This is a genomic window from Pragia fontium DSM 5563 = ATCC 49100 (assembly GCF_900112475.1).
In the GTDB taxonomy this organism is placed as follows: Bacteria; Pseudomonadota; Gammaproteobacteria; order Enterobacterales; family Enterobacteriaceae; genus Pragia; species Pragia fontium.
In genome coordinates this window covers 62,880-79,079 of sequence record NZ_FOLW01000009.1, presented here as the reverse complement: position 1 = coordinate 79,079, position 16,200 = coordinate 62,880, and the positions used below count along the sequence as shown (strand labels likewise).

The following is a 16,200-nucleotide window of genomic DNA, read 5'->3' as shown; positions in this document are numbered from 1 at the left end:
TATTATTATATTGATATTAATTAATAATTTTATGATTTATTGAGATATTCTATGAACAGATTGAAGCCATATGCACAACAATAAAGAACGGATAAAGTCCCCCTATGAATAAAATTAATAAATATAGCCTTAACTAAAAAGTGTTTATTGCTATTTATTTCCGTTTAAAGACCAAAAGCCAGCGTATATTATTCGATAACCTTTCTGTGATGTATCAATAGATCAGGTAGCAGGCTTATATAAAATCAGAGTATCCAATGATGAATTTATCAGAAGCGAGAGACTAAATTATCCAAACATTATTTTATATTTTGGTATTCATCTACTTGTCGTAGTAAACAAACAACCTGCAAAAATGATATTAGATAATCAAGCCTCGGAATAACGTAAAGACAAGGGAACCCGTGGCACGAGCACGCCGAGCAAGCTACTCCCGCTGAGCCAACGCCTGCGCACAAGCCCAGGCAGAACTCCACGCCCATTGAAAGTTATATCCCCCCAACCAACCGGTGACATCAACCACCTCACCAATAAAATAGAGGCCGGGAACCTGATTCGATTCCATGGTCTTGGATGACAAGGCTTTGGTGTCTATTCCCCCTAATGTCACCTCAGCAGTCCGATAACCTTCCGTGCCATTAGGTTGTATCTGCCAGTTTTGGAGTTCCTCAATTAACCGCTGTTGTTGTGGCACTGAAAGCTGCTTTAGCGTCACATCAGGAACAATATTCAACGTTTGCAGGCACTCCACTAATCGCTTGGGCAAATGACGAGCTAAACTATTCTTCAGGCTTTGATTTGGATGCTCCAGCCGTTCGCTGTTCAGGAAGCCGTCGATATCCAATTCAGGAAATAAATTAATGGCTATCGTTTCACCGGCCTGCCAGTAACTGGAAATTTGCAAGATTGCCGGGCCAGAAAGCCCACGGTGAGTAAATAACAGGCTTTCCTTAAAGCTGGTGCCATTATTGGCCGTCACGGTTATCGGTGTCGCGATTCCCGATAACACATTCAGCATCTCCAGCAAGGGCTTATGCAGCGTAAAAGGAACCAAGCCAGCGCGGGTCGGTAACACCTTGATGCCAAATTGCTGTGCAATTTTATAGCCGAAAGGGGTCGCGCCTAATCCGGGCATAGACAAACCGCCGCTGGCTATTACCAACGATTTGGCCTGAATATCGCCCGCTGGCAGTTGAAGCAGAAAGCCCCGTTCGTTGGGTTCTACGCTCAATACTTCGCTACGCATGCGCAGCTCAACGCCACCTTGTTCGCACTCTTTCAGCAGTAAATCAATAATATCCTGTGCTGAATTATCACAAAAAAGCTGACCCAAGGTTTTTTCATGGTAAGCAATACCGTGTCGGCTGACTAGATCAATAAAATCCCACTGGGTATAACGCGCCAATGCTGACTTACAAAAATGTGGGTTATCAGAGAGATAAGCGCCATGATCGGTGTACATATTGGTAAAGTTGCAGCGCCCGCCACCGGACATCAATATCTTCCGTCCCGGCTTTTTACCATTATCGAGAACCAGCACTTCCAAGCCTAACTGTCCGGCCTGAGCGGCACAAAATAATCCTGCTGCTCCGGCACCTATAATCACCACATCTTTTTGTTCTAGCACACCAACCTCTGAAATTTGCCGACGATATTGTTACGGCTAATCTACACTTTATGAGCGGATTGTATTGTTCATCGCCAGTTACTACCAGAGAATTCCATTTTTATTATCAGAATGATATTAATTTTATATGGCGATTTATTCATTAAATAACAATTAGTTATATTTGTAAAAGAGTGTAAACAACTTTGCAGAAACAAAAAAAAAGTGAATTACCCCTTTTCCAACAGGAGAATTGTGCTGATAATGCGCCCGTCCACCTCCATTACTGACAGTAAGGTTTATGCTAAACATATTTGCAGGACTAGAATTTCATACTGCCCTAATGCTGGGTCTCGCGTTACTGTTCGTGCTGTTTTACGAAGCAATTAATGGCTTCCACGATACAGCCAACGCAGTAGCTACCGTTATTTATACCCGCGCCATGCGTGAACAGCTTGCTGTTGTTATGGCGGGTGTATTCAACTTTTTGGGCGTTTTGCTAGGCGGCCTGAGCGTTGCCTATGCGATCGTGCATCTACTTCCCACTGATTTACTGCTCAATATCAGCTCAACCCATGGTTTAGCGATGATGTTCTCAGTCCTATTGGCGGCGATTATTTGGAACTTGGGAACCTGGTATTTTGGTATTCCAGCCTCCAGTTCACATACGCTAATCGGTTCTATCATTGGTGTCGGCCTGACTAACGCTATCGTTACCGATTCATCTATCGTCGATGCGCTGAATTTGCCGAAGATGATTCAAATCTTCCTGTCGCTGATTTTGTCACCGTTAGTTGGCCTGATTCTGGCCGGCGCGATGATTTTTATGCTGCGTCGTTTCTGGAGCGGCAGCAAAAAGCGTCAGCGAATTCACTTAACGCCAGCAGAACGTGAAAAGAAAGACGGTAAACGTAAACCGCCATTCTGGACGCGTATCATGCTGATTTTGTCCGCGATTGGCGTTAGCTTCTCTCACGGCGCCAACGACGGCCAGAAAGGCATTGGTTTGTTAATGTTGGTGCTGATTGGCGTTGCTCCTGCCGGTTTCGTCGTCGATATGAGTGCCAGCGGTTATGATATTGCGCGTACTCGTGATGCGATTGGTCACCTTGAGCAGTATTATCAAAATCACCGTGAAGCCATTCCTCATATTGTTGGGCAAAACAATGCGGATCCGCTGCCAATGATCAGCTCCAACAGCGAGTATCACTGCGATAACTCCCGGGCTCTGGTCGCTATTGGTCACTCACAGCAAATGCTGGCGGGTTTAACCAGCTATGATCAACTGGCACCAGAGCAACGTGGTCAACTGCGTCGTTTACTCTTATGCGTTGCTGATACGGCAGCTAAAGTCACCAAGCTACCGGAAACGTCATCACAAGATAAGCGCTATATCAAAGAGCTGCGTGAAGATCTGTTAATCACCGTTGAGTATGCGCCTATCTGGATTATTATCTCGGTCGCCTTAGCCTTAGCATTAGGCACCATGGTGGGCTGGAGACGCGTTGCGGTGACCATCGGTGAAAAGATCGGTAAAAAAGGCATGACCTACGCCCAAGGCGTTTCTGCTCAAATTACTGCCGCACTGTCCATCGGGGTAGCCAGCTATACCGGCATGCCGGTTTCCACCACACAAGTTCTGTCTTCTGCTGTTGCCGGTACCATGTTAGTTGACGGTGGCGGTGTGCAGAGCAAAACGGTTAAGAACATCTTTCTGGCATGGGCACTAACCCTACCTGTTGCGGTGTTGCTGTCCGGTTCTCTGTATTGGATTGCGCTTAAACTTATCTAATCATCAGCCAATGGTGAATAAAAACCCGTAGTGTGATGAACACCACGGGTTTTTTATTACCCGAAGCCCTAATAACACACTATGATTAAGGTCTGAATAAAATTGGACTATAGCCAATAGCCTGTCGTTATTTTATAGTCATTAAAGTAATGATGCTTAACCAGAATCGAGATCAGGATTATTCGGCGATAAAAGCTTACATCATGTGATCGATATACCACTTTAGTTACACGTATTAGTGCTATTATTTAACTAAGTTAGCGGATCCTATAGAAGGAGTTATCCTATGTCATATAAACACATTTTGATTGCAGTTGACCTATCTCCGGAAAGCAGCGTACTGGTAGAAAAAGCAGTGTCTATGGCTAGGCCGTATAACGCTAAAGTTTCGTTGATCCACGTAGATGTCAATTACTCCGATCTGTATACCGGATTAATCGATGTCAATATGGGTGACATGCAAAAACGCATCTCTGAAGAAACCCACAATGCACTGACCGAATTGGCAACCAATGCCGGTTATCCTATTGCCGAAACGCTCAGCGGTAGCGGCGACCTCGGCCAAGTGCTCGTCGATGCAATTAAAAAGTATGATATAGATCTTGTGCTGTGCGGCCATCATCAGGATTTTTGGAGCAAGCTGATGTCTTCTGCCCGCCAGCTGATTAATACCGTGCACATTGATATGCTGATTGTTCCTTTGCGAGACGAAGAATAATTTCTCGCTTAAATAATATAACGTCCGCTTATGCGGACGTTTGTTTAATAAAAATACCAATAGAAATAAATTATTCCTCCGCCCCTTCCCCAATAAAAGATAAATCTCCGCCTAACTATTAGCGCTAATCTGTGATTAAGAATAAGAGAAATATACTGGTTTCTTCGAATATTATAGATTCAATCACGCCAAAATCCGTAACGAGTCTATTTTATTAATTATAATTTAAATATAAATCAGTAGATTAGAGAGGTCGAATTAAATCTGAATTAGATTTATTAATTGTTGAAATTGCATAATGATTGATTCTAATATTCCCGCCTCTATCGTTTCATTCTATTAATTATCTTAAAAAAACGGCTTGCTTTGTCACTATAATTTAGTGTTATAGTCAGAAAGAACATACATCACAGATCATGAAGCCCGCTAATATTCGCCATGCTGAATAGCGTTTTTTCGTGGAAAAAATAAAAAAGACAACAGGAATCACATCAATGAATCATTATGCCACTGTGGACGATTTTCTCGTCATGCTGCAAAAACGCGACGGCCATCAACCAGAATTTCTACAAGCCGTTCGCGAAGTATTTACTTCCCTCTGGCCTTTCCTACAGGAAAACCCGCGCTATACCGAACTAGGGCTGCTGGAACGTTTAGTCGAACCTGAGCGCGTTATTCAATTCCGCGTTTCCTGGATGAATGACCAAGGCGTCGTTCAAGTTAACCGTGCATGGCGGGTTCAATTCAGCTCAGCCATTGGTCCGTTCAAAGGCGGTATGCGTTTTCACCCTTCAGTAAACTTGTCTATTCTTAAATTTCTGGGATTTGAACAAACCTTTAAAAATGCGCTGACTACTCTGCCAATGGGCGGCGGTAAAGGCGGTTCTGATTTCGATCCTAAAGGTAAAAGTAACGCTGAAATCATGCGTTTCTGTCAGGCATTAATGACCGAGTTATATCGCCATTTAGGTTCAGACACCGATGTTCCGGCAGGTGATATCGGCGTTGGCGGTCGTGAAGTCGGCTATATGGCCGGTATGATGAAGAAACTGTCGAACAACACCGCTTGTGTTTTCACCGGTAAAGGCATTTCGTTTGGCGGTAGTCTTATCCGCCCAGAAGCCACTGGTTATGGTCTGGTTTATTTCACTGAAGCCATGCTAAAACGTCATGGTTCAGGTTTTGAAGGCAAACGCGTTGCGGTTTCTGGTTCAGGTAACGTGGCTCAATACACCATTGAGAAGGCTATGGAACTGGGAGCAAAAGTCATTACCGCTTCCGACTCCGGCGGTTCTATCGTTGATGAGGAAGGCTTCACCACCGATAAACTGGCTCACCTGATCGATATTAAAAATAGCCGCTACGGCCGCATGAAGGACTACGCGAGCGAGCGTGGTTTAACCTATCTTGAAGGCCAGCGTCCATGGGGCGTACCGGCCGATATCGCCCTGCCTTGCGCTACCCAGAATGAATTAGAGTTAGCCGATGCCAAACTGCTTATTCAAAATGGCGTTCAAGCGGTCGCTGAAGGGGCCAACATGCCAACCACCATTGATGCAACCGAAGCGCTAATGGCGGCTAACGTGCTGTTTGCGCCAGGTAAAGCAGCCAACGCCGGTGGCGTAGCCACTTCCGGTCTGGAAATGGCGCAAAACGCCGGTCGCGTTAGCTGGAGAGCAGAGAAAGTCGATCTACGCTTACAGCACATCATGCATGATATCCATGAGGCTTGCGTAAACTATGGCGGCAACAAAGCCCAGACGGACTACGTCAGCGGTGCCAATATTGCCGGCTTTGTCAAAGTCGCAGATGCCATGTTAGGTCAAGGCGTGTTATAAAAATAGGCTGACGGCGATAGTGCAAGCTGCGCTATCGCCGAATTTAATGACAGGATCCGCATCAACCCGCGGAAACTAAACGGGTATGATTTATAGCGTGACGTACAAATCGAAACGGTGATTTTTGGTATTGATTGATGCCTGAGGCTGGCGATTTGCCAATGGAGGAGCATAATCAGGTCGTTTAACCACCACGCGCTTTTTAGCTATCTGACAAGCTGGTTCCAGCAATCCATCCGCATCTAAGTCTTCACCAACCAATGACTGGAATACCCGCATTTCCTTTTTGACCAGTGCACTTTTTTGCCGATGAGGAAACATAGGGTCCAGATATACTACGTCAGGCGCTGGTTGAATGTCTGATAGCGCGGTCAAACTCGACGCGTGCAGCAACGTCAAACGCTCCTTCAGCCAGCCACCTATCTCGGCATCCGCATAAGCCCGCTGTAAGCCATCATCCAATAAAGCAGCAACCACCGGATTGCGCTCCAGCATCCGCACTTTGCATCCCACGGAGGCCAACACAAACGCGTCTCGGCCTAAACCGGCGGTAGCATCAACCACATCGGGTAAATAACTGCCCTTGATGCCAACTGCTTTAGCCACCGCCTCACCGCGACCACCGCCAAACTTGCGCCGATGTGCCATTGCTCCGGCAACAAAATCAACGTAAATCGCCCCTAGCTTAGGCTCATCTCGTTTTCGCAGCTCCAGACGTTCCGGCGTTAACACCAGTGCCATCACCGACTGCTCATCACTAACCAAGCCCCAGCGTTCGGCTAAAACGGATAAGGCGCCGGAATCGGCGCCTGTTTCACAGATTAAATAGACTGACACCCTCAGCGTTATCCTTTAATGCCATAATGACGCAGCATCGCATCCAACTGAGGCGCACGGCCACGGAAGTTTTTAAACAACGTCATAGGCTCATCTGAACCACCCTGAGACAGGATATTATCGAGGAATGAACGACCGGTTTGCGGGTTAAAGATACCTTCCTCTTCAAAACGCGAGAACGCGTCCGCAGACAGAACTTCTGCCCACAGGTAGCTGTAGTAGCCAGCGGCATAGCCACCAGCAAAAATATGGCTAAAGGCATGCGGGAAGCGTCCCCAAGATGGCGCAGGCATAACCGCCACCAGTTTTTTCACTTCCGCCAAGGTTTGCATAATCTTCGCGCCTTCTGAAGGCTGATATTCATAGTGCAAACGGAAATCAAACAGACCGAATTCAAGTTGACGCAGAATAAACAGCGCCGCCTGATAGTTTTTAGCCGCCAGAAGTTTATCCAGCATCTCCTGAGGCAGCGGCTCGCCGGTTTGATAATGACCAGAGATAAAGGCTAATGCCTCAGGCTGCCAGCACCAGTTTTCCAAGAACTGGCTCGGTAACTCCACTGCATCCCACGGTACGCCATTAATTCCGGATACGCCCGCCGCATCGATTTTGGTCAACATATGGTGAATACCGTGACCAAATTCATGGAACAGGGTCGTCACTTCATCATGAGTAAACAGCGCCGGTTTATCACCGATCGGACGGTTAAAGTTACAGGTCAGATAAGCCACAGGTTTTTGTAAATGACCATCGGCATAACGCAGGCTGCCAATGCAATCATCCATCCAGGCTCCACCGCGTTTATGTTCACGGGCGTATAAGTCCAGATAGAAACTACCGCGTAATTCACCGCTGGCGTCATACAGCTCAAAGAAACGCACTTCCGGATGCCAAACGTCTATATCCTTGCGCTCTTTGGCGGTAATACCGAATACCCGCTTAACCACCTCAAACAGCCCTTCTACTACACGCTGCTCAGGGAAATACGGTCTTAACTGCTCATCGCTGATGGAATACAGATGCTGCTTCTGTTTTTCGCTGTAGTAGCTAACATCCCAAGGTTCAAGCTCGGTTTTGCCAAAGTTCTGCTCGGCAAAGGTACGTAAATCCGCCAGCTCCTGCTCACCCTGATGACGAGCACGTTTAGCCAGATCGTTAAGAAAATCCAGCACCTGTTGCGGGTTTTCCGCCATCTTGGTTGCCAGAGATTTATCCGCGTAAGTGTTGAACCCGAGTAATTGAGCCAGCTCGTAGCGCAGCGCCAGCGTTTCAGCCATGATGTCGCTATTATCCCACTTACCGGCATTCGGCCCCTGATCGGAAGCACGTGTGGTAAATGCCTGATACATTTCGTGGCGCAGTTCGCGGTTATCGGCATAGGTCATAACCGGTAAATAACTTGGCATATCCAGCGTTAATAACCAGCCATCTTGTTCTTTGGCTTTTGCCATTTCGTGAGCCGCGTCTAACGCGCTCTCCGGCAAACCTGCCAGTTCAGATTTATCGGTAATTAATTTGCTCCAGCCCATGGTGGCATCCAACACATTATTGCTGTAGGTTGAACCCAGTTCGGACAGGCGAGAGACGATTTCGCCATAACGCTTTTGTTTTTCCGCATCCAGACCAATCCCGGACAGTTCGAAATCACGCAGCGCATTTTCTACCGATTTTTTCTGTGCTTTAGTCAGTTGATTAAACGCTTCACCGTTTCTTAAATTGCGGTAAGCCTCATATAACCCTTTATGCTGACCAACCCAAGTGCCGTATTCAGACAGCAGCGGTAACGACTGTTCGTAAGCCTCACGCAGTTCCGCACTGTTCTTAACAGAATTCAGATGACTGACCGGTGACCAAATTCTGCCTAACCGATCGTCAACTTCTGCCAGAGGCTGGCACAGATTTTCCCAGGTAAACGGGCCCGGTTGAGCAACAACTTTCTCGACCTCAGCCTGACAGTCCGCCAGCGCTGATTTGACTGCCGGAACAACGTCAGCAGGCGTAATGGAAGAGAATGGTGGTAAACCTTGAAAAGCTAACAATGGGTTAGTCATAAAAAACGGTCCTTAAATTTGGCGATAAAACTAACATGAGGACTATTATGGTCGAAATCAATGGCTGGTGATACAAATCCTATTAATAGATATTCTCTTTACTTCTTACTCCAATGGTTCGATCCATTAACTCACTAAGGGATAACCTCAGCCTTATACTGACAGCAACACTATCGGCTTCTTCAATTCCATTGATAGAATAAAGCCAACAATGATTTTCACTTTTTATCAACCAGACAGTTTATACTGTGCCCCATAACGCAACGTGCCGCCCGTTTTCAGGACAAACGCTTTTTAGTTGGTTCTCTGGCGGATAACACTGAGACGATAATCATCTTAATTTTTAATTAATTCAGTTAATTAAGAATAATTTATTCACAGGAAAGTCTAAAACATTATGTTAAGTTATCGCCACAGCTTCCATGCCGGCAACCATGCCGATGTTGTGAAACACACGGTCCAGAGCCTGATCATTGAAGCGCTGAAAGAAAAAGAGAAACCTTTTCTTTATCTTGATACGCATGCCGGAGCCGGTCGCTATTTTTTAGGTAGCGAACACGCGGAGAAAACCGGTGAATATCTGGAAGGTATTGCCCGTATCTGGCAACGTGATGATATTCCTGCTGAACTTGAACCCTATCTTTCCGCGGTCCGCGCCTATAATAAGAGTGGGCAGCTAAAGTACTATCCCGGTTCGCCACTGATTGCCGCTCAATTGCTGCGTGAATATGACCGCCTGCACGTTACCGAGCTACATCCAACGGATTACCCTCTGCTGCGCCATGAATTTCTAAAAGATCCGCGCTGTAAAGTTCTGCGCGCCGATGGTTATCAACAGCTGAAGTCTCAGCTTCCTCCCGCTTCACGCCGCGGTTTGGTTTTGATTGATCCTCCGTATGAAATGAAAACCGATTATCAGGCAGTGGTTCAGGGAATTCAGGAAGGTTACAAACGCTTCGCTACCGGAGTTTATGCCTTGTGGTATCCTGTGGTGCTTCGTCAGCAAATCAAACGTATGGTCAAAGAACTGGAAGAAACCGGCATTCGCCGCATACTACAAATTGAGCTAGCAGTTCAGCCTGATAACGAGCGCCGTGGCATGACGGCATCGGGAATGATTGTGATTAATCCACCGTGGAAACTGGAACAGCAGATGAATGCGGTTTTACCATGGATACATAAAGTCTTAGTGCCTGAGGGCATCGGACATACCAAAGTGAGCTGGATTACGCCGGAGTAAGCGCTCATTTATGAATAGCTATCATTGGGAATTGTGATGAAAAAAGACAAGTTGATTGGCATTAGCCTTTCAGCTGTCGCCGTAGTAGTTCTGGGCGGCTGGCTGGTCTGGCAATTTATCTTCCCATCTCCGATTGCTCAGTGGGTTTTCTATGGTGAAAAACCTTCTGAAGTTCGGGGCTATACCTATTCTCCAGCCAAAGATAGTGCGACCGGTAAGCCTGAAAACAAACCCGCGATTCCTAAAGGTGATGGAGCCTTACTCACGTTTTGGAGCGGCGCTAGACAATGTTCCTTGGTAGTAAAATCAGGGAACGAAAAAATCAGCATTACCCGGTTTCAAGACAGCAATCAGCAAAGCGTTCAGGTGCAATATATTGATGAAGGCGGTACACCGGCAGAGTTGAATGTACAGCTTGGTCGCGGCATCAGCTTCTGGACTTATGCCGATCCTGCGGTACCCGGTGATTTTATTGGCTGGAAATTTGATAATCTGGCGGGCAAAGCCGTACCGGTTCGCTATCGCCATCAAAAAATGATTGATGGCACTCAGTACAAACTCCTCCCCAACAGTCGCTGGTCTTATGAAAAGTATCAGAACGGCAAAGTGGTTGAATCTAAACAGCTGGATGATTTACCGGCAATAGATGCCAATAAAAACAGTAAAGAAGAACTCGAACTGATGCGTCAGGCTAACGAGTGGCTAAGTGAAAATTTACAGGATATGTCCGATACATTATCGGTACCTATCCCCGATCAGTGGTTAAATACCAACAGCGATCCCTGCCAGTCAGTCTATGCGGAAATGTAATCGTTCAGCTGACCACGGATCTTTTATTCTCCACCGGGTTATGAGAACCTTTCATAATCCCCTCTAGGCTATCAGAGAGCAGTAGGCATTATCATGACTAAACATTACGACTATATCGCTATCGGTGGTGGTAGCGGCGGCATCGCTTCAATTAACCGTGCAGCATCCTATGGCAAAAAATGTGCCATTATCGAAGCTAAATATCTCGGTGGAACCTGTGTAAACGTTGGCTGTGTGCCTAAAAAAGTGATGTGGCATGCGGCACAAATCGCCGAGGCCATCCATCTTTATGGTTCTGACTATGGCTTTGATACTACGGTAAACCATTTCGACTGGCAGAAACTCATCGAGAGCCGTACCGCGTATATCGATCGTATCCACCAGTCTTACGATCGCGTATTAGGCAACAACAAGGTTGACGTCATTCATGGCTTCGCTCGTTTTGTCGATGCACATACCGTTGAAGTCAATGGTGAAAAAATCACCGCCGACCATATTCTGATCGCCACCGGCGGTCGCCCTTCAGTGCCATCAATCCCCGGTGCTGAGTATGGTATCAATTCCGATGGTTTCTTCGCGCTCGATGCCATGCCTAAACGCGTTGCCATTGTTGGTGCAGGTTATATCGCGGTAGAAATTGCTGGCGTAATGAATGGATTGGGTGCTGATGCACATCTGTTTGTACGTCAACATGCGCCATTACGCACGTTTGATCCGATGATTGTGGAAACCTTGCTGGAAGTTATGGCAGCAGAAGGCCCTACGTTACACACCCATGCCATACCAAAAGCCATCAGCAAAAATGCAGATGGTAGCCTAACGCTGGCGCTGGAAGACGGTACAGAACACACCACCGACTGCCTGATTTGGGCTATCGGCCGCGAACCAGCAACGGATAATATTAATCTGGCCGCTGCTGGCGTAAAAACCAATGAGAAAGGGTATATCCCGGTTGATAAATTCCAGAATACTAACGTTGCGGGCATCTATGCTGTTGGTGATAACACCGGCGCAGTAGAGCTCACCCCGGTTGCCGTTGCCGCAGGCCGCCGTTTATCCGAGCGTCTGTTTAACAACAAACCTGATGAACATCTGGACTACAGCAATATTCCTACCGTGGTATTCAGCCATCCACCTATCGGCACCATCGGTCTGACGGAAGATCAGGCTCGTCAGCAGTACGGTGACGACCAAGTGAAGGTGTACAAATCATCTTTTACCGCGATGTATACCGCAGTCACCTCTCATCGCCAGCCATGCCGCATGAAGCTGGTTTGCGCGGGTAAAGAGGAAAAAGTTGTCGGTATCCACGGTATTGGCTTTGGTATGGATGAAATCCTTCAGGGCTTCGCGGTGGCCGTTAAAATGGGCGCAACCAAGAAAGACTTCGACAACACCGTGGCTATCCACCCAACCGCTGCGGAAGAGTTTGTGACCATGCGTTAAGCATAACGGTTATCAGTCATCTTAAACCCGGGTACTGTTTAGGTATTCGGGTTTTTTATTATGTGAAGATTTACGGTAAGGAATCGATCTGGCTAATGTTTGTCAGTTAAGTTTAATAACAGTGAACGTTTCGTCCACCATCAATACATAGTGGACGAAACTTTCGCGGGCATAAAACTTCGCGGATAAGTACTCCCCTTACCCCTTTTGGTCATAACAACAAACTTTGTTACTATTACCGGTATACCCGCGAGCGATTTGATTTCCACTTTCTCCCATCGCCCATCCGGATCAACAACAAAAGAATTTTCTGATGAAGAACACCGTAAAAACTGCCTCCCGACTAGTACAAAGAATTAAAGCTATTCCCAGCGTTGCCCATTTATTGCGAGCAACCGAACGTTTTAACGATCGTATGGGGAGTCAGTTTGGGGCAGCGATTACTTACTTTTCATTCTTATCCCTGATTCCTATTTTGATGGTCTCTTTTGCGGCAGCCGGTTTTATTCTAGCTTCTAACCCTGAACTGCTGGCCGGACTGATCAATAAAATCGTTACCAGCGTTTCCGATCCCAATCTGGCCATTACCCTTGAAAATACCGTGAACACCGCCATCAAGCAGCGTACCACCGTTGGCCTTACTGGCCTGTTGGTTGCCCTCTATTCCGGCATTAGCTGGATGGGTAATCTGCGGGAAGCCGTGCGGGCACAAACTCGCGACGTCTGGGAACGTAATCCGGAAGATCAGGAAAAAATCTATTTCAAATATATTAAAGACTTCATTTCCCTAACTGGCTTGATACTGGCTCTGTTGTTCACCATAGCCTTAACCTCCGTTGCCGGTTCAGCTCAACAGGCTATTATCGATGCTTTGGGTTTAAATGATATCACTTGGTTAAGACCGGTAATGACATCCATTGCTCTGGCGGTATCCATTACCGCTAATTACTTTATGTTCCTGTGGATTTTCTGGGCGCTGCCAAAACAACGCTCCAATATAAAAGCACTGATGAAAGGCACACTTCTGGCGGCTATCGGTTTTGAAATTATCAAATTCATTATGACTATCACCCTGCCGCAACTGGCAAAATCACCTTCCGGGGCGGCCTTTGGTTCTATTATCGGGTTGCTGGCTTTCTTCTATTTCTTCGCCCGCCTAACGTTGTTCTGCGCCGCATGGATTGCCACCGCAGATGAAAACCAAAACAAATCGTCAGCTTAATAATGCTTACCGTAAAATAATTGAAACAATGTTTTATTTTACCTTGACTATCGTTCCGTAAGTTATAAAACTAATCCCAATTATCTATCGAGTTAAGATTGGGATGCCGTATCATGACAACAAAAAGAATTGCCATTATTGGCGAGTGCATGATTGAACTGTCGGAAAAAGGAAATAACGTCAGCCGCGGATTTGGCGGTGATACTTTAAATACTTCCGTTTATATTGCTCGTCAGGTGCCGACTAACAACTTAGCCGTGCACTATGTCACCGCGCTGGGAACCGATTCCTTTAGTGAGCAAATGCTGGCATCCTGGCAACAAGAACACCTCAACACCGATCTGATTCAACAATTTGCCGATAAAATGCCGGGCCTTTACTACATAGAAACTGATGATACCGGCGAGCGTCAATTCTATTACTGGCGTAATGACGCGGCAGCCCGCTATTGGCTACTGCGTGAAGATTCTGCACACATTTGCCAGCAGTTGGCTCAGTTTGATTACCTTTATTTAAGCGGTATCAGCGTAGCTATTCTCGATAAACAAAGCCGTGAAAAGCTGATAAAGCTACTGATGGAATGTCGTAAAAACGGCGGTAAAGTTATTTTTGATAACAACTATCGTCCACGCCTGTGGCAAAGCCGTGAAGAAACTCAGCAGGTTTATCATGACGTATTATCCTGCACTGATATCGCCTTCCTGACGCTGGATGATGAAGACTTACTCTGGGGTGAAGAGCCTTATGAGAACGTAATTGCCCGTACCAAGGCGCTGGGCGTTAGTGAAATTGTCATTAAGCGCGGGGCAGATTCTTGCCTTGTTGCTACCGATGAAGGGTTGGAAGTCATTCCGGCAGTCAAACTGCCAAAAGAAAAAGTGGTGGATACCACCGCCGCCGGTGACTCATTCAGCGCCGGCTATCTGTCAGTGCGTTTACAGGGGGGAAGTGTGGTTGATGCAGCAATCCGCGGTCATCTAACCGCCAGCACCGTGATTCAATACCGTGGCGCAATTATTCCTCTCGCAGCCATGCCTGTCGTATAAAGCCCTTCAATAAAAATACCCCGATGCTGAAAACAGGCCGGGGTATTTTTTATCCACCAGACTAGCGCTTACTTAGCTTCGTCAGCCTTAGGTGCCATAATCGCCTCGAGCTGTTCGGACAACACCCGCACATTCTCTTCCGGCTCCCCGGCAGGCTGAGTCAGAACCAACGTTGGCTTAATCGTTAATAACCGATTAATGCGCGTATTCACCGTCATCAGGTCTAAGCCATCAAGAAACTTTTGGCGTAACTCCTGATAAGATTCGGGAGAAACCGTAATCGAACCACTTTTCTCAGCCAGCAGTCGCTGTGCCATAATTTGAGCAGTATCCGTCTTGGCATAAGTAGAAATGATCTGAGCCAGCTGTTCTTTCTGCTCTGCTAACAGCGTATTAAACTCAGCGTCAGTAACGCCTTCCTTCTCCAGTTTCACCAGTTCAGCGGCAACCAACTTCAGATTATTTTTCATCGCTGCCAGCGGAGTATCTATTGTCAGATCGCAATGATAGCGCTGGAACTGGATCTGGCATGCGAAATCCAGAGCCGCATTTTTTGCTGAGCCGCGGCCCATCTTCTGGTTCAGCCGATTTGCGATCATATCGTTAGCTATCATACTCAGCCACTGACGTTCCAGAGATAATTTCGTGACTATCGGATGCCATGGATCGTCCCAGACCAGCTTCAGGCGATCTTTTTCCACGCCCTGAGATAAAAAATTGACTGGCGTTGCAGGCAATGCACTCAACGCTGCAATGGTGGCTGGCGTTAATCGCTTACCGCTTAATCCACCAAATGACTTATTAATTTGTTCAACCATCGCACGGCGGTCAACATTGCCCACCACATATAGCGTCATTGAATCAGGGGTATACCATTTCAGGTAGAACTCATTCAGCCGCTCAGCCGTTGCGCCTTCTGCGATAGGCCTTCCAGGTTCATGGCCCACTAATGGGGAGTTTTTAATCCGATAGTGCCACCAGGCATCATTAACGCCTGCCGGAAAGGTAATCAGTGGAGAAAGCGGATCGTTACTCATCAGCTGAATTAAACCATTGCTTGCCGTCGGAGGACTGACAGCCTCAGATAACCAACCAAATGCCTCTTTTAATAGTTCTGGTTTGTTGGTCGGCAAACTAAGGTTGTAGCGGGTGTAATCGTAAGAAACCTCAACCAGCGATTTAGGCTCAGTTTCCGGTGTGATCAGTGGTAGTAAGCTTTGAATTTCTTCCGACTCATAACTGTCGGTTTTCTCCATCGCGAGATGCGGAAGCAAATAGGAGAACCCTGTCTGCTGTATGCCTTCCTGTAAAGAACCAGCATGAACCTCTAACCGAACTTCAATTTTATCACTCGGGCGATGCGGCGTAGCCAAAATCTGCCATTTAAAACCGTTTTCCAGCTTCCCTTCCTGCCAGGCAGGATCGGCTTTTAACGCTTCAGCTTGCGCCGCGCTTCCCACCCACATAAACATGACCCCGCTCAGCGCGGAGAGTAAATACTTAAACTGCATAATGGAACCTCATTTACTGCTTAAATCAGCCGGACGGGAATCGTGATGATTGCCTGACAGCGAATGTTTGCATCTTTGTACGT

At 46.8% G+C, this 16,200-nt stretch carries 12 protein-coding genes; 8 read left to right on the top strand and 4 right to left on the bottom strand.

Translation table 11 applies throughout. The features are described from left to right. Positions 1-427 precede the first annotated feature (427 nt). Complete coding sequence (locus BMZ28_RS13130; protein WP_074823845.1) at positions 428-1,627, bottom strand: BaiN/RdsA family NAD(P)/FAD-dependent oxidoreductase; 1,200 nt, start codon at positions 1,625-1,627, stop codon at positions 428-430. Positions 1,628-1,907: 280 nt separating this feature from the next. On the opposite strand from BMZ28_RS13130, the gene pitA reads away from it, so the two are divergent. From pitA to gdhA, 3 genes are all read left to right on the top strand, one after another. Beyond that, positions 1,908-3,398, top strand: a complete 1,491-nt coding sequence (gene pitA, locus BMZ28_RS13125) for an inorganic phosphate transporter PitA (RefSeq protein ID WP_074823842.1) — start codon at positions 1,908-1,910, stop codon at positions 3,396-3,398. Between the two features lie 286 nt (positions 3,399-3,684). Beyond that, positions 3,685-4,116 (top strand): universal stress protein UspA, encoded by a 432-nt coding sequence (gene uspA / locus BMZ28_RS13120; RefSeq protein WP_047779576.1) that lies wholly within the window; start codon positions 3,685-3,687, stop codon positions 4,114-4,116. Between the two features lie 494 nt (positions 4,117-4,610). Beyond that, on the top strand, positions 4,611-5,954 hold the full coding sequence (gene gdhA, locus BMZ28_RS13115; protein ID WP_047779575.1) for an NADP-specific glutamate dehydrogenase: 1,344 nt from the start codon (positions 4,611-4,613) through the stop codon (positions 5,952-5,954). A 90-nt stretch (positions 5,955-6,044) separates the two neighbouring features. Here gdhA and rsmJ read toward each other — a convergent pair whose 3' ends face one another. After that, entirely contained in the window at positions 6,045-6,791 is a 747-nt protein-coding gene (gene rsmJ, locus BMZ28_RS13110; protein WP_047779574.1) for a 16S rRNA (guanine(1516)-N(2))-methyltransferase RsmJ, read from the bottom strand. Positions 6,792-6,799: 8 nt separating this feature from the next. After that, a complete protein-coding gene (prlC, locus tag BMZ28_RS13105; RefSeq protein ID WP_047779573.1) occupies positions 6,800-8,842 on the bottom strand; it encodes an oligopeptidase A in 2,043 nt (680 codons plus the stop codon). A 397-nt stretch (positions 8,843-9,239) separates the two neighbouring features. Between prlC and BMZ28_RS13100 the strand changes: the two genes are divergently transcribed. The 5 genes from BMZ28_RS13100 to kdgK all read left to right on the top strand — a co-directional run bounded on the left by BMZ28_RS13100 (position 9,240) and on the right by kdgK (position 14,606). After that, positions 9,240-10,082: a 23S rRNA (adenine(2030)-N(6))-methyltransferase RlmJ gene (locus tag BMZ28_RS13100; protein ID WP_047779572.1), complete on the top strand. Its 843-nt coding sequence runs from the start codon at positions 9,240-9,242 to the stop codon at positions 10,080-10,082. Positions 10,083-10,118: 36 nt separating this feature from the next. Then, a complete protein-coding gene (locus BMZ28_RS13095) occupies positions 10,119-10,892 on the top strand; it encodes a hypothetical protein (RefSeq protein ID WP_074823836.1) in 774 nt (257 codons plus the stop codon). Between the two features lie 93 nt (positions 10,893-10,985). Beyond that, positions 10,986-12,338, top strand: coding sequence for a glutathione-disulfide reductase (gene gorA, locus BMZ28_RS13090; protein WP_074823831.1), 1,353 nt, complete (start codon positions 10,986-10,988; stop codon positions 12,336-12,338). A 313-nt stretch (positions 12,339-12,651) separates the two neighbouring features. Next, complete coding sequence (gene yhjD, locus BMZ28_RS13085) at positions 12,652-13,560, top strand: inner membrane protein YhjD (RefSeq protein ID WP_082118916.1); 909 nt, start codon at positions 12,652-12,654, stop codon at positions 13,558-13,560. A gap of 113 nt (positions 13,561-13,673) precedes the next feature. Continuing rightward, on the top strand, positions 13,674-14,606 hold the full coding sequence (gene kdgK, locus BMZ28_RS13080; protein ID WP_074823828.1) for a 2-dehydro-3-deoxygluconokinase: 933 nt from the start codon (positions 13,674-13,676) through the stop codon (positions 14,604-14,606). Between the two features lie 68 nt (positions 14,607-14,674). Here the strand turns inward: kdgK and BMZ28_RS13075 are convergent, their stop codons facing one another. Continuing rightward, positions 14,675-16,117, bottom strand: coding sequence for a M16 family metallopeptidase (locus BMZ28_RS13075; protein ID WP_047779567.1), 1,443 nt, complete (start codon positions 16,115-16,117; stop codon positions 14,675-14,677). Between the last annotated feature and the right edge of the window lie 83 nt (positions 16,118-16,200).